Annotated in this window: 22 protein-coding genes and 1 pseudogene; 13 read left to right on the top strand and 10 right to left on the bottom strand. The window is 73.5% G+C overall.

Annotated features, from left to right (window positions below):
- The first annotated feature begins 116 nt into the window (after window positions 1-116).
- Window positions 117-911, top strand: a complete 795-nt coding sequence (locus IF27_RS26825) for a TetR/AcrR family transcriptional regulator (RefSeq protein ID WP_052852432.1) — start codon at window positions 117-119, stop codon at window positions 909-911.
- A 21-nt stretch (window positions 912-932) separates the two neighbouring features.
- Here the strand turns inward: IF27_RS26825 and IF27_RS26820 are convergent, their stop codons facing one another.
- On the bottom strand, window positions 933-2093 hold the full coding sequence (locus IF27_RS26820; RefSeq protein ID WP_052852431.1) for an acyl-CoA dehydrogenase family protein: 1161 nt from the start codon (window positions 2091-2093) through the stop codon (window positions 933-935).
- Window positions 2094-2228: 135 nt separating this feature from the next.
- Between IF27_RS26820 and IF27_RS26815 the strand changes: the two genes are divergently transcribed.
- The 5 genes and pseudogenes from IF27_RS26815 (at window position 2229) to IF27_RS26795 (ending at window position 7603) form a co-directional block, all read left to right on the top strand.
- Complete coding sequence (locus IF27_RS26815) at window positions 2229-3575, top strand: UDP-glucose dehydrogenase family protein (RefSeq protein WP_110946279.1); 1347 nt, start codon at window positions 2229-2231, stop codon at window positions 3573-3575.
- 100 nt (window positions 3576-3675) lie between these two features.
- On the top strand, window positions 3676-5139 hold the full coding sequence (locus IF27_RS26810) for an APC family permease (protein ID WP_223291231.1): 1464 nt from the start codon (window positions 3676-3678) through the stop codon (window positions 5137-5139).
- Window positions 5140-5277: 138 nt separating this feature from the next.
- Window positions 5278-6108: pseudogene (locus IF27_RS26805) on the top strand (GH12 family glycosyl hydrolase domain-containing protein); the annotation flags it as partial.
- Window positions 6109-6178: 70 nt separating this feature from the next.
- Window positions 6179-6820, top strand: coding sequence for a GNAT family N-acetyltransferase (locus tag IF27_RS26800; RefSeq protein ID WP_052852429.1), 642 nt, complete (start codon window positions 6179-6181; stop codon window positions 6818-6820).
- Between the two features lie 129 nt (window positions 6821-6949).
- Window positions 6950-7603, top strand: coding sequence for a hypothetical protein (locus IF27_RS26795; RefSeq protein ID WP_052852428.1), 654 nt, complete (start codon window positions 6950-6952; stop codon window positions 7601-7603).
- Window positions 7604-7610: 7 nt separating this feature from the next.
- On the opposite strand, the gene IF27_RS26790 is transcribed toward IF27_RS26795, so the two are convergent.
- Genes IF27_RS26790 through IF27_RS26780 form a run of 3 tightly spaced genes read right to left on the bottom strand, consistent with a single transcriptional unit; the run spans window position 7611 to window position 9037 of the window.
- Entirely contained in the window at window positions 7611-8225 is a 615-nt protein-coding gene (locus tag IF27_RS26790) for a DUF4232 domain-containing protein (RefSeq protein WP_052852427.1), read from the bottom strand.
- Window positions 8226-8268: 43 nt separating this feature from the next.
- On the bottom strand, window positions 8269-8475 hold the full coding sequence (locus IF27_RS26785; RefSeq protein WP_052852426.1) for a DUF6011 domain-containing protein: 207 nt from the start codon (window positions 8473-8475) through the stop codon (window positions 8269-8271).
- The gene (locus IF27_RS26780) at window positions 8465-9037 is read right to left on the bottom strand and encodes a helix-turn-helix domain-containing protein (protein ID WP_052852425.1); all 573 of its coding nucleotides are present in this window, start codon (window positions 9035-9037) and stop codon (window positions 8465-8467) included. Before IF27_RS26780 ends, IF27_RS26785 begins: the two co-directional genes overlap by 11 nt.
- Window positions 9038-9117: 80 nt before the next feature.
- On the opposite strand from IF27_RS26780, the gene def reads away from it, so the two are divergent.
- The gene (def, locus tag IF27_RS26775; protein WP_052852424.1) at window positions 9118-9744 is read left to right on the top strand and encodes a peptide deformylase; all 627 of its coding nucleotides are present in this window, start codon (window positions 9118-9120) and stop codon (window positions 9742-9744) included.
- Between the two features lie 24 nt (window positions 9745-9768).
- On the opposite strand, the gene IF27_RS26770 is transcribed toward def, so the two are convergent.
- Window positions 9769-11049, bottom strand: a complete 1281-nt coding sequence (locus IF27_RS26770) for an LCP family protein (RefSeq protein WP_052852423.1) — start codon at window positions 11047-11049, stop codon at window positions 9769-9771.
- Between the two features lie 94 nt (window positions 11050-11143).
- Between IF27_RS26770 and IF27_RS26765 the strand changes: the two genes are divergently transcribed.
- Window positions 11144-11686, top strand: a complete 543-nt coding sequence (locus IF27_RS26765; protein ID WP_052852422.1) for an acyl-CoA thioesterase — start codon at window positions 11144-11146, stop codon at window positions 11684-11686.
- Between the two features lie 54 nt (window positions 11687-11740).
- On the opposite strand, the gene IF27_RS26760 is transcribed toward IF27_RS26765, so the two are convergent.
- The 3 genes from IF27_RS26760 to IF27_RS26750 all read right to left on the bottom strand — a co-directional run bounded on the left by IF27_RS26760 (window position 11741) and on the right by IF27_RS26750 (window position 15637).
- Window positions 11741-13213: an FG-GAP-like repeat-containing protein gene (locus IF27_RS26760; RefSeq protein ID WP_052852421.1), complete on the bottom strand. Its 1473-nt coding sequence runs from the start codon at window positions 13211-13213 to the stop codon at window positions 11741-11743.
- A 183-nt stretch (window positions 13214-13396) separates the two neighbouring features.
- Window positions 13397-14305 (bottom strand): DNA-3-methyladenine glycosylase family protein, encoded by a 909-nt coding sequence (locus IF27_RS26755; protein ID WP_052852420.1) that lies wholly within the window; start codon window positions 14303-14305, stop codon window positions 13397-13399.
- Between the two features lie 24 nt (window positions 14306-14329).
- A complete protein-coding gene (locus IF27_RS26750) occupies window positions 14330-15637 on the bottom strand; it encodes a peptidoglycan recognition protein family protein (RefSeq protein WP_110946275.1) in 1308 nt (435 codons plus the stop codon).
- Between the two features lie 173 nt (window positions 15638-15810).
- On the opposite strand from IF27_RS26750, the gene IF27_RS26745 reads away from it, so the two are divergent.
- From IF27_RS26745 to IF27_RS26725, 5 genes are all read left to right on the top strand, one after another.
- Entirely contained in the window at window positions 15811-16563 is a 753-nt protein-coding gene (locus tag IF27_RS26745; protein ID WP_052852419.1) for a TIGR03089 family protein, read from the top strand.
- Between the two features lie 39 nt (window positions 16564-16602).
- On the top strand, window positions 16603-17535 hold the full coding sequence (locus tag IF27_RS26740) for an LCP family protein (protein ID WP_052852418.1): 933 nt from the start codon (window positions 16603-16605) through the stop codon (window positions 17533-17535).
- A gap of 212 nt (window positions 17536-17747) precedes the next feature.
- Window positions 17748-19499, top strand: coding sequence for an LCP family protein (locus tag IF27_RS26735; protein ID WP_338058226.1), 1752 nt, complete (start codon window positions 17748-17750; stop codon window positions 19497-19499).
- Between the two features lie 110 nt (window positions 19500-19609).
- Window positions 19610-21352 (top strand): LCP family protein, encoded by a 1743-nt coding sequence (locus tag IF27_RS26730; protein WP_052852416.1) that lies wholly within the window; start codon window positions 19610-19612, stop codon window positions 21350-21352.
- Window positions 21353-21635: 283 nt separating this feature from the next.
- A complete protein-coding gene (locus tag IF27_RS26725; protein WP_052852415.1) occupies window positions 21636-22742 on the top strand; it encodes an LCP family protein in 1107 nt (368 codons plus the stop codon).
- An 18-nt stretch (window positions 22743-22760) separates the two neighbouring features.
- Here the strand turns inward: IF27_RS26725 and IF27_RS26720 are convergent, their stop codons facing one another.
- Complete coding sequence (locus IF27_RS26720; protein ID WP_052852414.1) at window positions 22761-24098, bottom strand: coenzyme F420-0:L-glutamate ligase; 1338 nt, start codon at window positions 24096-24098, stop codon at window positions 22761-22763.
- Entirely contained in the window at window positions 24095-25060 is a 966-nt protein-coding gene (gene cofD / locus IF27_RS26715) for a 2-phospho-L-lactate transferase (RefSeq protein WP_052852413.1), read from the bottom strand. Before cofD ends, IF27_RS26720 begins: the two co-directional genes overlap by 4 nt.

Raw genomic sequence — 25060 nt, 5'->3', positions numbered from 1 at the left:
AACAGAAAACTGTCTGTTCCGTAAACTGTTTACGCTGTACATTTCTGTCTACACCTTACACAGTTCTAGGATGGCGTCAACCGGCGACCGTCGGCGGAGGGAACGGGAGAAGGCGCATGGCGACCGAGCCGAAGGGGGGCGGGCGCGACCCGCAGTACCTGCTCGACCTGTTGTGGCGGACCCGGCCGCCCGGTACCAGGGGGCCGCGCGGAAGCCTGACGCTCGACCAGATCGTCGGCGCCGCCGTCGAGATCGCGGACGCCGAGGGCGTCGAGGGCGTGTCGATGCGCAAGGTCGCCGAGAAGGTCGGCGTCACGACGATGTCGCTCTACCGCTACGTGCCCAGCAAGGACGACCTGCTCGACCTGATGTTCGAGATGGGGACGGGCATGCCGGACACCAGCGACTGGCCCGACGACTGGTACGGCCGCATCGAGTCCTACGCCCTGGACGTGCGGCGCGTCATGATCGCGCGGCCCTGGATGATCGACATCCCCATCAGCGGGCCGCCGATGGGCCCCAACAACATCGCGTGGATGGAGGCGGTGCTCGCCTCGCTGAGCGACACGCCGCTGAGCGAGGACGACAAGCTGGGCGTGCTGATGGTCGTCTCCGGCTTCGTCCTCAACGAGGTCAGCCAGGAGGTCTCCGTCACCCGCGCCGCGCCGCGCACCGGCGTCGGGTACATGGAGTGGGGCATGGCGTACCAGCGCATGCTGGAGAAGGTGACCGACAACCCGGACTACCCCGCGCTGTCGCGGCTGGTGAAGAGCGGGGCGTTCGCCGACGACCGGTCCACGGCCGAGGAGGACTTCCTCTACGGACTGCGGTTCATCCTCGACGGCATCACCGCGCTCTACGCCCTGCGCGGCCCCGGTGGGCGGGAAGCGCGCGCCGGGAACGGCACCTGACCGGGACCCGCCGCCGTCGGGTCAGGGGAGGTTCCTCGCCATGACGATCCGCTGGACCTGGTTCGTGCCCTCGTAGATCTGCGTGATCTTCGCGTCCCGCATCATCCGCTCGACCGGGTAGTCCCGCGTGTAGCCGTAGCCGCCGAGGAGCTGCACCGCGTCCGTGGTGATGTCCATCGCCGCGTCCGACGCGTAACACTTGGCCGCCGCGCCGAAGAACGTCAGGTCGGCGTCGCCGCGCTCCGAGCGCGCCGCCGCCGCGTACGTCAGCTGCCTGGCCGCCTCCAGCTTCATCGCCATGTCGGCGAGCATGAACTGCACGCCCTGGAAGTCGCCCACGGGCTTACCGAACTGCTTGCGCTCCCGCACGTAGCCCTTCGCGTAGTCCAGCGCGCCCTGCGCGATGCCGAGGGCCTGCGCGGCGATCGTGATGCGGGTGTGGTCCAGCGTGCGCATCGCCGTCGTGAAGCCCGTGCCCTCGGCGCCGATCATGCGGTCGGCGGGGAGCGTCACGTTGTCGAGGTAGACCTCGCGCGTCGGCGAGCCCTTGATGCCGAGCTTGCGCTCCGGCGCGCCGAACGACACGCCCTCGTCGCCCTTCTCGACCACGAACGCCGAGATCCCGCCGCGCGTGCGCTTGTCCGGATCGGTGACGGCCAGCACCGTGTAGTACTCGGAGACACCGGCGTTGGTGATCCAGCGCTTCACGCCGTTCAGCACGTACGTGTCCCCGTCGCGCACCGCGCGGGTGCGCATGCCGCCCGCGTCCGAGCCCGCGTCGGGCTCGGAGAGGCAGTAGGAGAACATCACGTCGCCCTTGGCCAGCGGCGTCAGGTACTTCGCCTGCAACTCCGGGGAACCGGCCAGCATCACCGGCAGCGAGCCCAGCTTGTTCACGGCCGGGATCAGCGAGGACGAGGCGCACACCCGCGCGATCTCCTCGATCACGATCACCGTGGCCAGCGCGTCGGCCCCCGCGCCGCCGAACTCCTCGGGGACGTGCACGGCGTGCAGGTCGTTGGCCACCAGCGCGTCCAGCGCCTCCTGCGGGAAGCGGCCCGCCTCGTCCACCTCGGCGGCGTGCGGCGCGATCTTCGCCTCGGCCAGTGCGCGGACCGACTCCCGGAGCATCTCGTGCTCCTCGGCGGGGCGGTAGAGATCGAAGTCTGCGGCTCGGGCCACGGGTCCCACTCCTTGCTGGCGTCTGCGGCGATGCTAACGACTGTTAAGTAACTAAAGCGCACGGTCGCCGTCCGGGGCAACGGGCACCGGCGCTCCGCGGCCCGCCGTCCGTGCGTGCGGCTATGCTCTGGAGCCGTGAACAGCCCGACGAAGATCACGGTCATCGGCCTCGGCTATCTCGGTGCCACCCACGCGGCGGCCATGGCGGAGCTGGGCTTCGACGTCCTCGGCCTGGACATCGTGCCCGAGAAGATCCAGAAGCTGGCCAGGGGCCACGCGCCGATCTACGAACCGGGGCTCGACGAGCTGCTGGGCCGTCATGTCGCCGGGCTGCCCGGCTCCAGCGGGCGGCTGTCCTTCACCACCTCGTTCGCCGACCTCGCGGCCTTCGGCGACGTCCACTTCGTCTGCGTCAACACCCCGCAGCGGCCGGGGGAGTACGCGTGCGACATGTCGTACGTGGACGCCGCCGTGGAGGCGCTCGCGCCCCATCTCGACCGGCCCACGCTCGTCGTCGGCAAGTCCACCGTCCCGGTCGGCAGCGCCGCGCGTCTCGCCCGGCGCGTCGCGGAGCTGGCCCCGGCGGGCGCGGAGGCCGAGCTGGCGTGGAACCCGGAGTTCCTGCGCGAGGGCTTCGCCGTCGAGGACACGCTCAGCCCCGACCGCATCGTCGCGGGGGTGACGGGCGAGCGCGCCGAGGCGACCCTGCGCGAGGTGTACGCGACCCCGATCGCGGCCGGTACGCCGTTCCTCGTCACCGACCTGCCCACCGCCGAACTCGTCAAGTCGGCGGCCAACGCGTTCCTCTCCACCAAGATCTCCTTCATCAACGCCATGGCCGAGATCTGCGAGGCGGCCGACGGCGACGTCGTCAGGCTCGCCGAGGCGCTGGGCCACGACGACCGCATCGGGAAGAAGTTCCTGCGCGCGGGCATCGGCTTCGGCGGCGGCTGCCTGCCCAAGGACATCCGCGCCCTCATGGCCCGCGCGGGCGAACTCGGCGCGGCCGAGGCCGTCTCGTTCCTGCGCGAGATCGACGCGATCAACATGCGCCGCCGCGCCGCGATGGTGGAGCTGACGCGCGAGTCGCTCGGCGGCTCGCTGCTCGGCAAGCGCGTCGCCGTCCTCGGCGCCGCCTTCAAACCGGACTCCGACGACGTCCGCGACTCGCCCGCGCTCAACATCGCGGGTCAACTGCACCTCCAAGGCGCGCAGGTGACGGTCTACGACCCCAAGGCCGTCGAGAACGCGCGCCGCGTCTTCCCGACGCTCGCCTACGCCTCCTCCGCCGTGGAGGCCGCGCAGTCCGCCGACGCCGTGCTGCATCTGACGGAGTGGCGCGAGTTCCGGGAGATCGACCCCGCGGCGATGGGCGAGGTCGTCGGCGAGCGCCGCATCCTCGACGGGCGCAACACCCTCGACCCCGAGCTGTGGCGCAAGTCGGGCTGGACGTACCGCGCCCTCGGGCGGCCCACGGCCTGACGGCGTGCCCGTACCCGCGCCGGTCCGCACGTCCGTGCGGCGTCCCTGAGCGCGCCGTTCGTCCGCTTTTGTGGGGGGTGTGGTGCGCTAGGGTCCGGGCATGTCACAGTCCATGGGGAATGCGACCACTCCGCCGGAGACGGCGGCACCTGCCGAACTGAAGCGCGTCATGGGGCCGGGACTCCTCCTGCTCTTCATCGTCGGCGACATCCTCGGGACAGGTGTCTACGCGCTGACCGGCAGCGTCGCGGCCGAGGTCGGCGGGGCGGTCTGGCTCCCCTTCCTGTGCGCCTTCACCGTCGCCCTGCTGACGGCCACCAGCTACCTCGAACTCGTCACCAAGTACCCCCGCGCCGGGGGCGCCGCCGCGTACTCGCACCGCGCGTTCGGCATCCACTTCCTCACCTTCCTCGTCACGTTCGCCGTCATGGCCTCCGGCCTGACCTCGGCGTCCAGCGCCTCCAAGGCGTTCGCCGCCAACCTGCTGTCCGCGCTGGACGTGGACGGTGACCACGGACGCGTCGCCCTGACGGTCGCCCTCGCCTTCATGGTGCTCATCAGCCTGGTGAACCTGCGCGGCGTCGGCGAGAGCGTCAAGGCGAACGTCGTCCTCACCGCCGTCGAACTCTCCGGCCTCCTCATCGTCATCGGCGTCGGCGCCTGGGCCGTGATCGAGGGCCAGGGCGACTTCGGGCGCGTCACGGAGTTCGACACGAGCGGCGGCGAGGGCGCCTTCGGCGCCGTGAGCGCGGCGACGGCCCTCGCGTTCTTCGCGATGGTCGGCTTCGAGGACTCCGTCAACATGGCGGAGGAGACGAAGGACCCCGTGCGGACCTTCCCCCGGATGATGCTCGTCGGCCTGTGCGTCACCGGCGTCATCTACATCCTCGTCGCCGTCGCCAGCGTCACGCTGGTCGCCCCGGCCGAACTCGGCGAGGGCGACACACCGTTGCTGAAGGTCGTCCAGGCCGGGGCCCCCGGCTTCCCCCTCGACCTCTTCGCGTGGATCACCATGTTCGCCGTCGCCAACTCGGCGCTGATCAACATGCTGATGGCCAGCCGTCTGCTCTACGGCATGTCCCGCGAACGCGCCCTCCCCGGGCCGCTCAGCCGCCTCCTGCCCCGCAGGCGTACGCCGTGGGTCGCCATCGTGTTCACGACCCTCCTCGCGTTCCTCCTGATCGGGTACGCCGACCTGACGGCGCTCGGCGGCACGACGTCCCTGCTGCTGCTGTGCGTGTTCGCCATCGTCAACGTGGCCGTGCTCGTGCTGCGTCGCGACCCCGTCGGGCACCGGCACTTCCGCGCCCCCACCGCGCTGCCGGTGATCGGCGCCGTGCTGTGCGTCTACCTGGCGACGCCGCTGTCCGGGCGCGCCGGGGAGGACTACGAGGTGGCGGGCTGGCTGATGCTCATCGGCGTCGGGCTGTGGGCCTGCGTGTGGGTGGGCAACCGCGTCCTCGCCGGGCGGCGGCGCCAGGACGGTCCGGGGGACGACGGCCCGGGCCCCGGCGACGGCGCCGGTGGGCCGACCCCGACGCCCGAGGCCGCGCCCACCCGGTGACACCCCCGGGCGTCGCGCGAGTTCCGTGACGCCGGTCCGTGCGCAACCTCTTGCCGTCCGTACCCGGAGAGCCTAGATTCCGCCGCAGCACACTCATGGGAGCGCTCCCCTTCCGGCTCGTCGTCGAAGGGAAGCAGCATGAGGACCACACACGTCACACCAGGCGCACACGGCCACAGTCCCGGCCGCCGTGGCCCGGTGTCCGGGCTCCGCAGGGCGCTGGTGGCGTTCCTGGCCGGCGTCGCGTCGGTCGCCGGCCTGCTCACGGCCGCGCCGGGCGCGGGCGCCTCCGGGCCTGTCGGCCGCGACGTCGTGATCTGCGACCAGTACGGCTCGACCACCATCCAGAACCGCTACACGGTGCAGAACAACCGCTGGGGCACGAGCGCGACGCAGTGCATCGACGTCTCGGGCACCGGCTTCCGCCTCGCGCAGGCCGACGGCGGCGTGTCCACCGGCGGCCCGCCCAAGTCGTACCCGTCGGTCTTCTTCGGCTGCCACTACGGGAACTGTTCGCCCGGCACCAACCTGCCGCGCCAGATCAGCTCGATCGGCACCGCGCGGACGAGCATCACGTACCAGTACACGGGCAACTCCGTGTACAACGCGTCGTACGACATCTGGCTCGACCCGACGCCCCGGCGCACGGGGGTCAACCAGACGGAGATCATGATCTGGCTCAACCGCGTCGGCCCGATCCAGCCGATCGGCTCCCCCTCCGGCACCGTGTCGGTCGCCGGGCGCAGCTGGCAGGTGTGGACCGGCAGCAACGGCTCGAACCAGGTGATCTCCTTCGTCGCACCGTCCGCCATCGGCTCGCTCACCTTCGACGTGATGGACTTCGTGGACGTCACGGTGAGCCGGGGACTGGCGGGCAACGCCTGGTACCTCACCAGCATCCAGGCCGGGTTCGAGCCGTGGCAGGGCGGCGTCGGTCTCGGCGTCAGCTCGTTCTCCGCGACGGTCGCCTGACCGGTGGTGCGGGGCAGCCGGGGCGAAATCGGATGCGGACCGCGCGGCGGCATTCGCAGAATGGGCCATGCTGATCGATCACTGGCCCCTTCTGGGCATTCATCTGCGCACTCCGCGTCTGCTGCTCCGGCTGCCCACGGAGGAGGAGTTGGCCGATCTCGCCGATCTGGCCGTCCCCGACATCCATCCCCCTGAGGAGATGCCCTTCCTCGTGCCCTGGACCGACCTGCCCCCGCGGGAACGGGCCCGGTCGGTCGTGCAGTACCACTGGCGCCAGCTCGGCGCCTGGACGCCCGAGGCGTGGTCGATGGGCCTCGTGGCCTTCCTCGACGGCCGACCGGTCGGCCACCAGAGCCTGGGGGCCACCGACTTCGCCACGCTCCGCCAGGTCAACAGCGGCTCGTGGCTCGGCCGCCCGCATCAGGGACAGGGCCTCGGGACGGAGATGCGCGCCGCGGTGCTCGAACTGGCCTTCGCCGGTCTCGGCGCGGTGGAGGCGATGTCGGGCGCCCTCGCGCACAACGCGGCGTCGCTGCGCGTCTCGGAGAAGATGGGCTACGAGCGGGACGGCATCGTCCGCGTCGCCCTGCGCGGCGGCCCCGCCACCGAGCACCGGCTGCGGCTGTCGCGTGAGCGCTGGGAACGCCACCGGACGGTGCCCGTCACCCTCGACGGCCTCGACGGCTGCCTCCCCCTCTTCGGCGCCTGACGTTCGTGGAGAAGAGCGTGCGGGAGTCGGGCGCATCCCGGACGACGGCCGCACGACACTGAAGGCGGCACAGGACGGTGTGCGTGAACTGGTTGAGGGGGACGAATGGCGTCACGGAGGAGAAGCACCATGGCCTCTGCGGCTCTGCTGCTGCTGTGCGGGTGGCTCACCGCCTGTGGTGGGGGCGACGAGGGGGCGGAGGACGCGGATCCGGCATCGGGACAGGAACAGGTTGCTCGCGCCGAGGCGTGCGGCGGGATGCTGACCCCTCAGGTGGCGACCGTTGTGGAAGGGCTCGCCGGAAGCCCGGACTTCCTCGCCCAGGAGTCGTTGAGCCCCGCGGCGATCGCCGAGGAGCTGACGCGGGAGGTCCATGCCCCGGAGGACCTCTACGAGAACAGCGGGTACGCGTTGTGCGCGGTGTACGCGTCGGAGACCAGCGCGCACATGTCGCTCAATATCACCTACCGCACCCCTCGTTCCCATGAACTCGACGGTCGGACGGACCTTCCCGAAGGCGCGCTCGTGTACTCCATCGGCCGTGAGGCGCACGCGTCGTCGGACAGGGGTGTGGTCCTCTTCGACTGCGGACTCCCCGCCGTGGACGGGGAGTCCACCACGGTGTCGGCGGCCGTCTCCCGTATGGGGAATCATCCCGAAGCGGGCGACGAGGGACCGATGATGACGGTCGCCCACGCCGCCGCGGTCCTCCTGGCGGAGGAGCTGGAGTGCGCGGACGACGGTGGGCTGACCCCGGAGCCCGACCTGCGGCCGGTCGCGTAGCGCGCGGTCAGCCGTTGGTGTCGGCGAGCCACGGCGAGACGGCGAGCAGGCCCGTGTTGCCCAGGTCGAGCCCGCCGTCCGGCTCGACGGTCTGCGTCGTGCCGTCCTCGGTGACGACGACGGACAGGCCGGTGCCCAGGGTGGCCACGACCGTCGCGTCGGTCACCGTGTTGCGCCACATCAGCACCGCGTACGCCACCCCGTCCGGCGGGATCACGACCTCGCCCGGGGGCTCGGCGAAGTCGGGCGTCGGCGCGAACTCCACCGGGTCGTGCGTGATCTCGACGTCCAGCGGCGCGGACTCCTCGTCCAGGACGGTGAGCGACGGGTGGCCCGACACGGTGCGCGGCTCGTCGCCGCAGTTCGTCAGGAGGATCCGCATCGCGCGCAGGCCCATCGCTGCGTCCACCGGGCCCGCGCCGAGCCGGACGCCCTCCGGCGGGCAGGTCTCCTCCACCACGGCGGGTTCCGGCGCCCTCTCCGGCTGCACCGGGCTCGCGGGGGCGGAAGGCGCCGACGTGTCCTCGCGTTCCGTTGTCCCGGGCGCGCAGGCGGCGGCCAGCAGGACGGCCGGTACCACCAGCAGGAGGGTACGGCGGCGGGCGCCGGAAAGCAGGATCATCGTGTGATCATCGCATTGACGGGGGCGGGCGTCCCCGGCCCCCTCACATGCCCGGCAGCGTCTCCTGCTCCACGGCGTGCTCCGGCGGCGGCGGCGCCACCCGCACGGCCAGCTTCTCCCGGCACTCAGGGCCCAGCCCCCACATCCGCGCCTCACGCCCGCGCAGCCGCCGCCCGCACAGGCGGCAGGTCACGGGCGTCTGCCGACCGCCGTCGGCGAGCGGCAGCAGCGCCGGTTCCTCAGCGTCCATGCGGCGGGTCCACCAGGAGCGGGAACAGGCGCGCCACGGCCGCCACCGGTGCGGCGCTCGCGGGGCGCCCGCGCCGGTCGCGGTACGGGGCGAGCACGGCGCGGATCGCGGCAGCGACTTCGTCCAACTCGTCCGGGGTGAGGTGCACGACTTCGCTGAACGCCGCGTCGCGCCGCCACTCCTCGGGCGCCCGCTCGCGGTTGTCGAGCCAGCGCCGGTAACTCTCGTCCTCCAGGGCGCGGTTGAGCGTCCCGATGCCCGTCGCGTCCCCCCACTCCACGCCGACGCCGTCCGCGCCGGGGGAGTCGTCACGCAGCCGCCAGGGCCGCACCCGCCCGCCGCCCCGGCGCGGCGCCTCCTCGATCAGCCCGTGCCTGGCCAGCTGCCGCAGGTGGAAGGAGCACAGGCCGGAGCTGAGGGAGAGGCGCCGCGCCGCCTCCGTGGAGGTCACCGTGCCCAGGTCGGCCAGCAGGCCGAGCAGGGCGTCCCTGACCGGGTGGTGGGGGAGCGGGAGCGGCGCGCGCGTCCGTCCGGCGTCGGCGGGTACTCTCTCGTCCGGCATTTTGCAAAGTCTGGTACTTTGCAAAGCAGCCGTCAAGCGGTGACACGGGCACCGCCGGGAACAAGTGAGGAGCGTGCGGGATGGCCGTACTCGTCCAGGGACAGTCCGTCGAGTCCTATCCGCAGCCGTCGCCCGAGGCCGTCAGGGGGACGGCGCGCCGCATCACCGTCATCGGCGAGGAGATCCTGCACCGCGGCCTCCGGCCGGTCACGGACTTCGGCACCGAAGAACTGGCCCGCCTCATCGACGACATGTTCGCCACGCTCCAGGTCGCCGAGGGCGCCGGGCTGGCGGCCAACCAGGTCGGCGTCGATCTGCGCCTCTTCGTCTGGGACATGACCGACGACTGGGGCACGCGCCACGTCGGCCACATCGCCAACCCCGTCCTGGACGACCTGCCCGCCGAGCGCCGCACGCTGGTCGAGGAGCCGGAGGGCTGCCTCTCCGTGCCAGGCCCCTACATGCCGCTCGCCCGCCCCGACCTCGCCGTCGTGCGCGGCCAGGACCAGCACGGGCAGCCGCTCGTCATCGAAGGGCGCGGCTACTTCGCCCGCTGCCTCCAGCACGAGACCGACCACCTCAACGGGCAGCTGTACGTGGACCGGCTCGCCGCCCGCGACCGCAAGGCCGTCATCCAGGAGATGGGCGCCCTGCGCGAACGCGTCCTCGCCCGCCGGGCCGCCCGCGAGGCGGCACGCGCCCGCTGACCCGGCCGGGCGGCGCCGTCGGCGTCACTCCTCGACGCCGACGGTGACCGTCTCGTCGTTGCGCAGCTGGTCCATCAGCAGCGTCGCCTGCTCCATGTCCCACAGCACGGCCGACCCCTCCGACGTGGCGTAGCCCGGGTCGGCCACGGGGATGTTCATCCGCTCCGCGCCCCGCATCGCCCAGAACATCGACCGCAGGTCCCACAGCGACATGTCCTCGTCCACGATCAGCGCGTCCAGGCTCGCCCCGAGCACCGGGTAGAGGCGGAACGGGTTCAGGATCGTGGACGGCGACGCGGCCTGGTTCGCCAGCGTGCTCAGGAACTCCTGCTGGTTCTGCGTACGGCCCAGGTCGCCCTCGGCCTCCTGGTACCGCTGCCGGTTGAACGCCAGGGCCTCCCGGCCGTCGAGCTGCTGGCAGCCCGCCGCGAAGTCGGCGCCCGAGTTCTCGTCCTGGATCGGCTCGTCGAAGCACATCTCGACGCCGCCCAGGGCGTCCACGACGCTGGCGAAGCCGCCGAAGCCGATCTCGACGTAGTGGTCGATGCGGATGTCGAGGTTGTGCTCGATGGTCCTGGCCAGCAGCCACGGGCCCTCGATCGAGTAGGCCGCGTTGAGCTTGCGCTGCTGCTCGGGTATGCGGTTGCCGCTCTCCGAGCCGGTGAACTCGGGGATCGTCACCCACGAGTCACGCGGCAGGCTCACCATGGTGTTCCCGTTGCTGCCGACGTGCAGCAGCATCATCGTGTCGGTGCGCTTCCCGGCCGCGTTGCCCGTGTGCAGCTCCTGCTGCTCCTCGCTGCTCAGGCCCTCGCGGCTGTCCGAGCCGACGATCAGGTAATTGGTGCCCTCGCCCGCCTCCGGCCGGTTCTCCAGCGCGGAGAGATCCACCTCGCGGCGCAGCTTGCCGTCCGCCCAGAAGTAGGTGCTCACGCCGGTGACCAGCAGGACCAGCACGAGGCCGAGCGTCGCGAAGCCGATGATCCTGCCCCAGCGCGGCCGGGGCCGCGGCCCGCGGGCCGGCGGGGGGCCGCCCGGGTCGGACGGCGGCGGCGCCTGGTGGCCGCCGGAGCCGCGGTAGATCTGCCCGTCGCTGTAGCCGGAGTCGTAGGACTGCTGCGGCGGCGGCGCCGCGTACCGGTCGTTCTCGCCGTACGGTGTCCGCTGCCGCGGGGGGCGCTGGGCCCGGCCGGGCGGGACCTGCGGCATGACGCGGGCGCCCTCGGGCCGTGCGTCCGCGCTGCCGCGCCCGTAGCGCTTCCGCTTGCCCTGCTCGTCCGTCCACCCGTCCGGCCAGTCGCTCATACGGAGGAGTCTCCCCCGGAGAGGCCGTTCGGCAAAAACGCGCGGTGCCGACTGTGGCGAACCTGATGCAATGCCCTGTGCTTACGCTGACCATATGACCGATCTGCCGCCCGATCCCCCCGGGAAAGCCACCGCCGCGTCCCGCACCACGCTCTCGCACATCATGACCCAGAACGACGTGAACCTCCTGGGCACCGTGCACGGCGGGGTGATCATGAAGCTCGTGGACGACGCGGCGGGCGCGGTGGCCGGGCGCCACTCCGGCGGCCCCGCGGTGACCGCGGCGATGGACGAGATGGTCTTCCTCGAACCGGTCCGCGTCGGCGACCTCGTCCACGTCAGGGCCCAGTGCAACTGGACGGGCAGGACGTCCATGGAGATCGGCGTCCTCGTGCTCGCCGAGCGGTGGAACGAGGCGACGCCCGCCACGCGCGTCGCCACGGCCTACCTCGTCTTCGCCGCCGTGGACGAGGCGGGGAAGCCGCGGCCCGTGCCGCCCGTGCTCCCCGGCAGCGACCGGGACAGGCGCCGCTACCAGGAGGCGCAGATCCGCCGCACCCACCGGCTGGCCAGGCGCCGCGAGATCACCGCCCTGCGCGCGGGCCACCCGCTGTCCTCGGACGGCACGGCCTCGTAGCCTCCGCGTGCCGTCCGCGTCGGGAGGCGGACGGCACGCGGGTGGGGGCCGGGGTCAGGAGATGACGTGACCCCAGTACGCGTTCACCTGCTCGTCGTGGGTGATGTCCAGGCCGGTGGCCGCGGCCTTGACCATGACGCCTCCCGTGGTGGCGTAGCCGGTGGACGTGCCGCGGAGCGAGGTGACCGCGCCGTTGTGGCCGTCCTCGCCCGGCGCGCCGATCAGCAGGTCGGCGTGGCCGTCTGCGTCGGTGTCGGCGAAGGAGAGGCCGTGGCCGTACTCGTCGTACGCCTCGTTGCCGCCGGGGACGCCGGTCACGTCCTGGTGGACGCCGTAGGAGGCGGCGGGGGCGGGGCCCTGGGCGCTGCCGGGGACGACGGTGACCATGCCCGTCTCCGCGTCGGCGCCGATCGTCTCCCGGGGGGAGCCGACGGCGATCTCGGCGTAGCCGTCGCCGTTCTGGTCGCCGACGGCGAGGGTCGCGCCGAACCGGTCGCGGGCCTCGGCGGCCCCGGGCACGCCGGGCGTGTCCTGGGTGATCCGCCGGATGCCGCGGGCGCTGTCGAGGCCGGTGGCCGAGCCGTGGGCGACGGTGATGTTCCCGCCGAGCGTGGCCCCGCCGATGCCCTCGCCCGGCTCGTACGCGTTGCCGGTGACGACGTCGTCGTAGCCGTCGCCGTCCAGGTCCCCGACGGCGGTGGAGAAGCCGGGACCGGCGTCCCCCGCGTACGTGGCGCCGCCCGGCACGCCGGGGGAGAGGTAGACGACGGACCGCGGCACCGTGGGCGCGCCGGGCGAGTTGGAGGCCACGACCAGGTCGTCGGTGCCGTCGCCGTCGATGTCGCCCGCGCCGAGGGCGCTCGGGCCGAACGCGCCGTCGAAGTGGCTCTCGGGGAGGAGGAAGGCGAAGCGGGAGCCCAGGGACGGGACCCTCGCGGTGCCGCCGAGGTACACGTGGAGCCGGGGGGCGTCCGTGCTGCCCACGACCAGGTCGTCCCGGCCGTCGCCGTCGAAGTCCCCGGCGACGATCCGCTGCCCGTGGCCGCGCGTGCCGCCGGGCGAGCTGAGCTTCGTGCTGCCGTTCAGGCCGGTGGCGCCGCCCCACAGGACGGTGACCGTGCCCTCGTCGAGCCGCCCGCTCCCGAGGTCCTCACCTGGCGCGCCGACCGCGAGGTCGCCGTAGCCGTCGCCGTCGAAGTCGCCCGCCGCCAGGGCCGATCCGAAGCGGTCGCCCTCGGCCGAGGTGCCGACGACGGTCGCGGTGGACTGGCTGACGGTCCTGGTGGCCCCCGCGTGCGGACCGGTGGGCGAGCCGTAGGCGACCACGACGGCGCCCGCGTCCGTGAAGCCGCCGTCGTTGGCGAACGGCGCGCCGACGGCGACGTCCCGGTAGCCGTCGCCGTTGAAGTCGTCGGCGATCCCGGCGGGCGCGGCGGCTGCCGTGGCGGCGGTCAGCGGTACGAGTCCCGCCGCGCCGAGCGCCACGACGACGGCGGTCGTCACAGTGCGGGCCGTGAGTCCGTGCATCGGTGTCCCTCCCCTTCTCCCCGCCAGGGGCGGTGGGTGCCCCTGGCGCTGTACCGGGACTCTAGGGGCGGAAAAGCGCAGGTGAGCGGCGTTGCGGCGATGTGACGGCGGCTGGAGCGGAACGGTCATCGTCCGGTCACACACGCGCATGGAGCGGTCACGGACCTGGCCCGCGGCCCGGCGTCAGAGCCGGGCGATCCGCGCGTGCCGCTGGCGTGGCGCCCGGCGCGCGGGCACGACCCCCGAGAGCAGGATCAGCCGCGCCGCCCGGTGGCGCTGCCCCGCGTACGGGGCCAGCAGCTCCAGCATCCTGGCGTCGTCCGCGCCGCGCTCACCGGCCAGAGCGTGCCCGACGGTGCCGGGCAGATGCAGGTCGCCGACGGTGATCGCGTCCGGCTCGCCGTTGCTGCGCTGGAGGGTCTCGGCCGCGGTCCAGGGACCGATGCCCGGCACGGCCTGGAGCCGCGCCAGGGCGGCGGCCAGCGGGAGGCCCGCCGCCTCCTCCATCCGCCGGGCCAGCCGCACGGCGCGGACGACGGCGGCCGACCGCTTCGGGTCCACGCCCGCGCGGTGCCACTCCCAGGAGGGGAGGAGGGCGAACGTGCGCGGCTCGGGCATCACCCACAGGTCGGGGCCGCCGTCCGCCGGGCCAGGCGCGGGCTCGCCGAAGCGCCGCAGCAGCAGGCGCCAGGCGCGGTACGCCTCCTCCGTCGTCACCCGCTGTTCGAGCACCGTCGGGACCAGGGACTCCAGGACCAGGCCCGTCCTGACGAGCCGCAGCCCGCCGTGGCGCCGGTGCGCCTGTGCGACCAGGGGGTGGTGTGCGGTGAACGCCTCCGGGGCGTCGTCCGCCCCGAGCAGCGCGGGCAGGCGCTCCAGCGCCCAGTCGGCGCCGGGGCCCCAGGCCGTCGCCCGTACCGGCCGCCCCGGCAGCAGCCTGAGCGTCGCGGGACCCTCCGGTGTCCGCGTGGCACGCCACACGGCGCCGTCCGCCGTCTCCCGGAACGCGGGGTCGTACGGCCCGCGCCGCAGCACGAGGAGGCTGCGGCGCAGGTCGTAGGGTTCGGGCGGCGCCCAGCTCCGGTCCGGCACGACCGGTAAGGCTAGCCGCCGCCGTCACCTGCCCTGGAGCCGGGCGGCCGTGGAACGCACCGTGCCGAGCGCCGCCTGCAACTCGCCGCCGGGGCAGTCGGTGTTGTACGCGTCGCGGTGGCCCGAGATGTTGTTCAGCTTGATCGTGGTCCCGGCCGCGTGCTTGCCGCCCGAGGACGTGCGGTTGCGCGCGCCCTCCGGGTTCCCGCCGTGCAGGCCGAGCTTCCACGCGGTGAGGAGCGAGAGGTTGTCGGTGATGTCCTTGTTGGGCTTGGTGTTCGAGTAGGTGCCGATCACGGCCACGCCCATGCTGTTGTGGTTGAAGCCCAGCGTGTGCGCGCCCTGCACCGGTTCGGCGACGCCGCCCGCGCGTCCCTCGTAGATCGTGCCGCAGCGGTCCACGAAGAAGTTGTAGCCGACGTCGCGCCAGCCCTGGCTCTCCACGTGGTAGCGGTAGATGCCACGGAGGATCGACGGCGCCTCCGAGCAGGCGTAGTCGTTGGTCCCCGCCGTGTGGTGCACGAAGACGGTCTTGACCGTGTCGGTGTAGACGAAGCCGCTCTCCCGCAGGCCCTCGTCGGCACCCCAGCCGGAGCGGATGACGATCGGCGGGCGCGGCCCCTCGTGCTCCGCGCTCGCCGCCGCCGCGGGCAGGAGGGCCTGCGGCTGGGTGACGGCCTCGGGCGCCGGGTCCTGGCCGGTGTCGATCAGTTCCAGGCTCAGCCCCTCGGGCAGCCCCTCCTCGGCCCGCGAGCCGTCGTCGGGGACGACCCTGACCTGGACGCCGTCCGACGGCCCGACCCACAGCGGGGCGGTGCCGCCCCGCACCCCCGGGTCCGCGGCCTCGGCCGAGCCCGGGTCGGGCGTGTGGGCGGGGTCGGTCTCCAGGTCCTGCCAGGCGGACCACGTGCCGTCCTCGATCGCGCGCGTCCGCACCTGCGCCTGTCCGCGCAGGGCGGCGTCCGCGTCGGTCCAGACGACGCCGAGCAGGGAGAACGGCTCGGTGCCCGTGGCGGGGAGCCCCTGTCCTTCACCGGTCGCGTCGCTGTCCGCCCCGCCGCCCGCGTCCAGCGGCTGAAGGCCCTTGAGCGGCTGGAGCGGCAGGGACTGGAGCCCGCCCGCCGGGGCGTCGGCGGCATGGGCGACGCCGCCCGGCAGGAGGACGAGAGGCAGCGCCAGCGCCGCCGAGCAGGCGACGCCGACCGTCGCGGCGAAGAGCGAGCCGAACCGTGAGGGCCCGGACCCGTGGGGCCCGGGAGACGGAGCGGGGGACGAAGGCGTCGGGGGCGGTGGGAAGGCTGAACCGGCGAAGGAAGCGGTGAAGGGACGCATACAGCTGATCTTGCGCAAAAGCGGTAAATCTGTCTATTCATGGCGTACTCCTCTCGTCACTCAGCGTAACAACAGCGCCTTGTCGCAGGTCAAGGGGGTAGCCCCGCTGTAGCCCGAAAGAGATCCCGCACCGCCCCCGCACCCCGTCCCCACCCGCGGCTACGCTGACCGCGATGAACTCCACCGAACGCGTCCCGGCCGACCTCCTGCGTTCAGCGCTCGCCGCCGACCCCGCGCGCCCGCTGCTGACGTACTACGACGACGCCACCGGCGAGCGCGTCGAACTGTCCGCCACCACCCTCGCCAACTGGGTGGCCAAGACGGCGAACCTGCTCCAGGACGAGCTGTCCGCCGGACGCGGCGACCGCCTCGCCCTCCTCCTGCCCGCCCACTGGCAGACCGCCGCCTGGCTCCTGGCCTGCGCCGCCACCGGCGTCGTCGCCGACGTGGACGGCGACCCGCGCGACGCCGACCTCGTGGTCGCGGGCCCCGACCGGCTCGCCGAGGCCCGCGCCTGCGCCGGAGAGCGCGTCGCGCTCAGCCTGCGCCCCCTCGGCGTCCGCTTCGCCGAGCCCCCGGCCGGTTTCACGGACTACGCCGTCGCCGCCCCCGCGCAGCCCGACGCGTTCGACGCGTACGACCCGCCGGGCCCCGACGACGTCGCGCTCAGCGTCGGCGGGCGCGACCTCACCGGCGCCCAGGTCCTCGCCCTGGCGAACGCCGACGCCGCCGAACGCGGCCTCGACCCCACAAGCCGCCTCATGTCCCAGGCCGGGTACCACACCTGGCCCGGCCTGTCCGCCGGTCTCTTCGCGCCGCTGGCCGCCGGTTCCTCCCTCGTCCTGTGCCGCCACGCCGACCACCTCGACCCGGCGGACCTGGCCGCGCGGCGGGAGAGTGAGCGCGTCACCCACTTCGCCGAGTGACGGTGGCCGCCCGGCGGCGGCACCCGCAGGATCGTAGCCATGAGGGTGCCGCGACAGCCTGCCTACCACCCGCCCGCCGGATCCGCCGCCGAGCCGCCGGAACCTCCGGGACGCCGACGCCGTCGGCGCGGCCTGCGCTGGATCGCCCTCGGCGCCGCGCTCCTCGTGCTGGCCGGGGCCCTGGCCGGGTGGCTCTCCCTGCGCGGCTTCGACGGCAAGCTCACCACCGACACGGGCACGGCGCGCGAGCTGGACAGGCACCGTGAGGAGCGGCCCGCCCGTGCCGCGGGCAAGGCGGAGAACGTCCTGCTGATCCGCTCGGACGCCGGTCCCGACGGCTCCCCGCGCCGCGCCGAGGCCCTGGTCGTCCTGCATCTCGCGGGCGACGGCGCCAGCGCCACCGCCGTCGGCGTCCCCCGTGACCTCACCACCCAGATCCCCGCCTGCACCGGCACGGACGGCACCGCCCTCCCCGCCCGGCGCGGCGCCCTCGCCCTCTCCTACGAGAGCGGCGGCACGGCCTGCGCCATCCGCACCCTGGAACGCCTCACGGGCATCCGCATCGACCACCACCTGCTCATCGACTTCACCTCGCTCGGCAAGGTCGCGGACGCCGTCGGCGGGGTCAGCCCGTGCACGCTCGACGCCCTCGCCCGCCGGGTCTCCAGCAGCGGCGTGCTCCTCAACCCGGGCAAGCTCCTCCCGGTCCTCGACGCCCTGACCTCGTCGATCACCTCCGACGCGGAACTCGACTCCCTTGTCGAGCTGTACGAACTCGTCCGCCGCATCCGCGCCGTCCCCGAGGGCGGCCTGCAGTTCCTCACCGTCCCGCTGGAAGGCGGCCTCCCCGCGCAGCCGGACGCCAACTCCCTCTTCACCGCCCTGCGGACCGACAAGGAGGTCGATCCCGCCTGGGGCGGGGACGTCTCGGTGCGCCCGGCGGACGCCCATGGCGCCTCCTTCTGCGCCTGATCCGACAATCCGAGGAAAACCGCCCCGCGGGGAGCGGGCACGTGCGCCGTTCCCCCACGAAGAGGTGGAATGCGTCACCGCGATCGCCTGTGCCGGAAACCGCCCGCTAGTGTGTGCCGTCTGATCCTCTAGCAGGCACACGGAGGGCACGCGGAAACGTGGAAGCGCAGGGACGTGGGGGCGCGGGAGATGTCGATCCCGCGGATCAGTGGGTGTTCAACCCGGACACCGGTAGTTACGAACTGCGGCTGCCAGGAGCACGGCAGCCGGAACCGGCGAGCCGCCCCCCGGCGGATCGAGCGACGGGCACACCCCGTAACGCACCGCCGAGACAGCGCCGCGCGCCGTCCGTCGAGAGCACGGGCGACCGCTCGGGGCCGACGACGCGCGGCACCGGCAGCAGCCCCGGCGCGGCCGGACGTCCCCGCACGGGCGACCGCGACCGGCCGGACGGCGGACCGCCCGTCCCCCGGCAGGGCGCCGGCCCGCCCCGCGACCGCCGCGCCGCCCGTGGCCGCAGGAAGGCCAAGCCGCGGCGCTCCCGCACCCGCAAGGTCCTGCTCTGGGTCGGCGGCTCGACGGCCTTCGTCGTCGTCGTGGCGGCCGGGCTCGCCTGGTACGCCTGGGACCGCCTCAACGGCAACCTCGACAAGGTCGATACGGGGATAGACAACCCGGCCTCGCGCGACGAGCCCGTCAACCTTCTGATCATCGGCACGGACACCCGTACCGGCGAGGGCAACGACAGCTACGGCGGCGAGGCCAGCGAGGGCAACGACACCACGATCCTGATCCACTTCTCGAAGAACCGCGAGCACGCGACCGCCCTCAGCATCCCGCGCGACCTCGTCACGGACATACCCGAGTGCCAGGTCACCCACGAGGACGGCACGCAGGAGACCATCCCCGCCAGCTACGGCGCGCGCTTCAACACGAGCATGGGCGCCCTCGGCCGTGACCCCGGCTGCGTGTGGCGGTCGGTCGAGCAGCTGACCGGCGTGTCGATCAACCACTTCATGATGGCCGACTTCGACGCGGTGAAGGACCTCTCGACCGCCGTGGGCGGCGTGCCGGTCTGTCTCGAGGAGCCCATCAGGGACGAGAAGTCCGGGCTCGACCTGGACCCGGGCGAACATGTGCTGGAGGGCGAGGACGCCCTCGCGTTCGTCCGCACCCGCTACGGCGTCGGCAACAGCAGCGACCTCGACCGCATCCGGCTCCAGCAGCAGTTCCTCGCCTCCATGGCCCGCCAGGTCACCGGCTCCGACGTCCTGTCCAGCCTCACCGACTTCTGGGACCTCGCCGACACCGCCACCAGGGCGCTGACCGTGGACACCGGCATCGGCGGCATCGAGCAGCTGTACGACCTCGCCTCCGACATCGGCCGCATCCCCATGTCGGACGTCAACTTCGTCACGCTGCCCGTCCGCGACAACCCGGAGGAGGCGCCCGAGGAGCGCGCCACCGTCGTCGTGGACGAGGAGCGTGCCGCGCCGATCTTCCGGATGCTCCAGGAGGACATCGACCCGACGCAGGCCGCCGAGGAGGAGGAGGCCGCCGCACGGGCGGCCGAGGAGGCGGAGCGGGCCGCGCCCGAGGACGTCCGGGTGGACGTCTACAACGGCGGCGGCGTCATCGGCGCAGCCCAGGACACCCTCGCCTGGCTCCAGAACGAGCACGGCATGCGGCTCGCGACCAACAGGAGCAACGCCCCGGAGCCCCAGGAGACCACCACGCTGGAGTACCGTTCCGACCAGGCCGACCAGGCGGCCACGCTCGCGGCGATCATGGGCCTGCCGGAGGCGGCGCTCGTGGAGGTGCCCGGCACGTCGGGCGAGCGCGAGGCGATGGTCCTGGTCCTGGGTGACGACTTCAGGGGCGTCGGGGAGCCGATCGAGGTTCCCGCCGAGATCCCGGACGGCGTGGACAGCATCCAGGCGGACGACGATGTCTGCGCCTCCTAGGTCACGTCCCGCCCCCCGCCCGTACGGCGGGGCGCGGCGGCCGTGGCCCGGGACGGACGGCGCCGTGTCCACGGACCGTCGGCAACGACCGCTGAGGAGTGGAGGTACCCGTGCGGCGAGGCGATAGGCGCGGCGACGGCGGCGGGACCTCCGCCGGGCCGCCGCGCGCGGGCGGACGGCACCAGCAGGCCGAGGACCACGGCGCGGACACCCGCAGGGACCCGGGCACCATCCCGCTCCAGCGGGCCGACCCGGAGGGCGGCGCCCCGCCGTCCCCCGCGCCCACCCCCACCCCCGGCGGCCGGGCCCAGCGGCGCCGGAAGAAGCAGAAGCCGCTGTGGCGGCGCGTCCTCCTCTGGGGCTCCGCCTCGCTGGCCTTCCTGATAGTCGCCGTGGCCCTGGGCGTCTACCTCTATGTCGAGCACCTCAACGGCAACCTGGAGCGCAGGGAGCTGAACCTCGGCAACAGCCAGGTCGAACGTTCCCGGCCCAACGCCGACGGCCAGGTGCCGCTGAACATCCTGCTGCTCGGCTCCGACTCGCGCGAGGGCGCCGCGAACGCCGAGCTGGGCGGCGGGGGCGACGGCGGGCAGCGCGCCGACGTGCAGATCCTCATGCACGCCTCGGCCGACCGCAGCAACGTCACGCTGATCAGCATCCCCCGCGACACCATGGTCTCCATACCCGAGTGCACCGACCCGGACACCGGCGAGACGTACCCGGCCCTCACCAAGGCGGCCATCAACTCCTCCCTCGGCCACGGCGGCCCCGGCTGCACCGTGGCGACCTGGGAGGAACTGACCGGCATACCCATCGACCACTTCATGATGCTGGACTTCGCGGGCGTCGTGTCCATGGCCGACGCGGTGGGCGGCGTCCCCGTCTGCGTGAGCACGAACATCACGGACCCCGACTCCCACCTGCGCCTCCCGGCGGGGGACAACATCGTCCAGGGCGAGGAAGCCCTCCAGTGGCTGCGGACGCGCCACGCGTTCGGCGACGGCAGCGACGTCGGCCGTACCCGCGCGCAGCAGATGTACCTGAGCAACATGGTGGACGAGCTCCAGAACAGCACGTCGCTCACCAACCCGGGGCAGCTCATGGACCTCGCCGAGGCGGCGACCAACGCGCTCACCGTCGATCACGGGCTCGGCAGCGTCCAGAACCTCTACGACCTGGGCCAGGACCTGCGCTCCATACCCGGGGACCGCATGAACAGCGTCACCCTGCCCTGGCTGCCCGACCCGGACGACGAGAACCGGATCGTCCCCGACATGGCCGAGGCCGAGGCGCTGTTCGCGCTGGTCCGCGACGACATCCCCCTCGACGACCAGGACGCCGCCCCCGCCGAGCCCGACCCCGAGGCGTCGGGCGAGGCGACGCCCGACCCCGAGGACAGCATCCCCGTCGCGGTGCGCAACGGCACCGGCGCCGACGGCCAGATCCCGGTGGACGGCCGCGCCTCCGTCATCACCGAGGCGCTCCAGGGGCTCGGCTTCACCCAGGCCGCCACCGACGCGACCATGTCGAGCGAGGTGACCACCCGCGTCCTGTACGCCGACGCCGCGGACAAGGCGAACGCCCAGGCCGTCGCGGGCGCGCTGGGCCTGCCGGGCAGCGCGGTGCGGATCTCGACCAGCGTGGAGCAGGTGACGCTGATCATCGGGGCCGACTGGCGCGAGGGCACCGAGTTCACCGCGCCGACCGAGGAGCCGCCCGCGGACGGCTCCGGCGGCACGGACGGTGGCGGCGAGGAGGGCGGCGGTCAGGCCGTGGACGAGGAGGACATCCTCTCCGGCGCCGACTCGGACACGTGCATGGACGTCAACCCCCTGCCGATGTACACCTGGTGAGCCACGCCGGGACGCCAACGGCCGTGGCCCCGGCGCCGCTTGACGGGGTCCCGCGAGAGCGGTAGCCAGGCCCAGGGCCGGCGCGGCGGGTCAACTCCCCGCGCTCCGGTCGTTGTTCCTGCCGGGCCCCCGGTCGGGCGGCGGGCTCGCCCGTCAGGCCCGCCGGGGGATCGGGAGCGGCCACCGCCGCCGGGGCGCGTTACCGCGAACGGGCGAACCCGACGCGCGCCGCCCCGGTCGGTAGATCGTATGGCCATACCGTGCAGGCGGGAGGTGGTGGACCATGCCAGCCGGACGCACCCGCCGCCGGGCCCTGCGCGCCGCCGCCGGCCTGGCCGCCCTGATCCTCGCGACCAGCGGCGTCGGGCACGCCATGGTCGGCACGGTCACCGACGGCGTCCGCCGCGTCGATCCGTTCGACGGCCTGGACGACCGCCCCGCGGCGGGCCGCGGCCTGAACGTCCTCCTCATCGGCACCGACAGCCGCGAGGGCCTCACCGAGGAGGAGCGCCGCGCGTACCACCTCGGCAGCACGGCCTGCCACTGCGCGGACGCCGTCCTCCTCCTCCACGTCTCGGCGGAACGCGACCGCGTGGACCTCGTCAGCCTGCCCCGCGACTCCTACGCGGAACTGCCCGCGCACACCTTCGCCGTGACGGGTGATCAGCACCCGTCCCACCCCGACAAGCTGAACGCCGCCCTCTCCCACGGCGGCCCCGGCCTCATGGTCCGCACCGTCGAGGACCTGACCGGCGTGCGCGTCGATCACTACCTGGAGGTCAGCTTCGTCAGCTTCATGCGCGCCGTGGACGTCGTCGGCGGCGTCCGCGTCTGCACGGAGCGCCCGCTCAAGGACGCCTACGCGGGCCTCGACCTGCCCGCGGGCACCAGCAGCATCGACGGCGCGCAGGCCCTGGCGTACGTCCGCGCACGGCATCTCGACGGCGCATCCGACCTCGGCCGGATGGAGCGGCAGCAGCGCTTCCTCGCCGCCTTCCTCGACCAGGCGCTCGGCAGCGGCACCCTGCTCAACCCTGGCCGCCTGTCCGACACCGTCGATGCCCTCCTCGGCTCGGTCAGCGCCGACCGCGGCTTCGGCGCCGAGGAGATGCTGACGCTCGCCCGCGCCATGGGCGGGCTGACCACGTCGGACACGCGCTTCGGCTCCGTGCCGATCGCCGACACGGCCCGGGACGTGCCCGGCCTCGGCTCCACCCTCGTCTGGGACGACACGGCGGCCGACCGCCTGTTCGACGCCGTCCGCGACGACCGTCCGTTGCCCGACGAGCCGGGGCGCCCGGACGGCGACGAGGCCGCGCAGGACGCCACGCCGTCCCCGGCCACGGGCGTCGCCCCGCCCACGACCACGGCGGACGAGGTCCTGTGCTGAACTCCGGCCGCCCTCGGCTCACCTGACCTCGACGAACGCCTCCGCGTCCCGCACCGGCCTGACTTTCGGCGGCGCCGCCGCGTGCCCGACCGCCACCGCGCCCATCGGGTCCCAGCCCGCCGGGATCCCCAGCTCCGCCCGCACCTCGGCGCGGCAGAACATCGTGGACGACACCCACGCCGAGCCGAGCCCCTCGCCCGCGAGCGCGACCAGCAGGTTCTGCACGCCCGCGCCCATGGCGACCACGAACATCTCCCGCTCGGCCCCGGCCCGCCGCGCGTCCGGATAGGGGTGCGCGCCCTCGGTGACCAGGCACGGCACCACCAGGTACGGCGCCGCCCGCAACACCTCGCCGCGCCGCACGCGCCGCGCGATGCTCTCCTCCGACTTCCCGTCCCGCCGCAGGTCGGCGATCCACGCCTCCCGCATCACGTCGAGCAGCCGCTCCCGCGCCCCCGCCGACTCCAGCAGTACGAACCGCCAGGGCGTCGTGTGGTGCGGCGCCGGCGCCGTCACGGCCGCGGCGACCGCGCGCCGCACCGCCGCCGGGTCCACCGGCTCGCCGGTGAACTCCCGCACGGTCCGCCGCATCGTCACCGCCTCGCGCACGGCCTCCGACGTCCCGAGCCTGAACATGTCACCCGCCGCGTCCCTGATGAGGTCGCGCGCCACCTGCCCCGTCGCGCCCACACGGTGCGCGAGCCCGCGCAGCACGGCGACGGGCAGCCCCGCCGTCTTCCCCTTCACGAGGTCGCCCGCGCCCGCCAGCTCGTCCGCGAGCGCCGTCATCGTGACGCCCAGCGGGTTGCCGTACGGATCGACGCCGCCCCGCAGGTCGTCCATGACCTCGATCCCGGCCGCGCCGATCGCCACGTCCGTCTGCCCCTCGCGCCACGGACGGCCGAACGTGTCCGTGACGACGACACCGACCTCGACGGACAGCAGCTCCCGCAGGCCCCGCCTGATGAGCGCGGCCGAGGCGTCCGGGTCCTCCGGGAGCAGCAGCACGGTCCCCACCGGCGTGTTGGAGGCGTCCACGCCCGCGGCGGCCATGATGAAGCCCTGCCGCGACTCCACGATCCTGGCCTGCCCGCGCCGGGCGACGACCCGCACGGTCTCCTCGTCGATGGCGGCCTGCCGGTCGTCGGCCTGCCGCAGCCGCCCCTCGGCCTTGCTCACGATCTTCGACGTCACGATCACCACGTCGCCGTCGGCCAGCCCCGGCAGCCCTGGAGCCGTCGCCGCGTCCGCGACGAGCTTCGCCAGGTCGTCCCCCGCGCGGACCTCCGGGATGCCGGGCAGCGCCCAGACGGAGTACGACGGCGCGCCCTGCGCCCGCTGTCCCGAGTCCGTCATACGGCCCTGACCTCCCCGGCCAGCGTCAGCGCGGCGTGCGCCATGGCGGTGGTGGCCTCGATGTCCGTCATCAGCAGCGGCACGGCCCGGCAGCGGATGCCGTCCGCCTCCACGACGTCCACGGCGTCCTTGTCGGCGGTGTCCACGAGCCAGCCGTCCAGCAGCCCGGAGCCGTAGTGCTGTGCGACGGCCGCCGCGCTCGCCTCCACGCCGACCGCGGCGAGGACCTTGTCCGCCATGCCGCGCACCGGCGCGCCGCCGATGATGGGGGACAGGCCCACGACCGGTACCCCGGCGTCGGCGATCGCCTCCCGCATGCCGGGGACGGCCAGGATCGTGCCCACGCTGACCACCGGGTTCGACGGCGGGAAGAGGACGACGTCGGCCGCGGCGATCGCCTCCAGCACGCCGGGCGCCGGGACGGACTGCTCGGCGCCGACGGGCACGATCGCGTGCGCGGGCACCTCGGCGCGCAGCCGCACCCAGTACTCCTGGAAGTGCACGGCCTTGCGCCCGCCGTCGCCGTCGTCGATCAGGACGTGCGTCTCGACGCGGTCGTCGGTCATCGGCAGCAGCCGCACCCCCGGCTCCCAGCGGCGGCACAGCGCCTCGGTGACGGCGCTCAGCGGATAACCGGCCGCCAGCATCTGCGTGCGCACGATGTGCGTCGCGAAGTCACGGTCGCCGAGCCCGAACCACTCGGGCCCGACGCCGTAGGCGGCCAGCTCCTCCTTGACGGCGAACGTCTCCCCGGCGCGGCCCCAGCCCTGCTCCTCGTGGATGCCGCCGCCGAGGGTGTACATCACGGTGTCGAGGTCGGGACAGACCTTCAGTCCGAACAGATGGATGTCGTCGCCTGTGTTGCCGATGACGGTGAGGTCCGCCTCGGGGGCGGCCCGGCGAAGTCCCCGCAGGAAGCGGGCCCCGCCGATGCCGCCGGAGAGAGCCACGATACGTCGCAT

The sequence above is a fragment of the Streptomyces avicenniae genome, assembly GCF_000719135.1.
Taxonomy (GTDB): domain Bacteria; phylum Actinomycetota; class Actinomycetes; order Streptomycetales; family Streptomycetaceae; genus Streptomyces; species Streptomyces avicenniae.
This window is presented reverse-complemented; position numbering and strand designations above follow the sequence as displayed.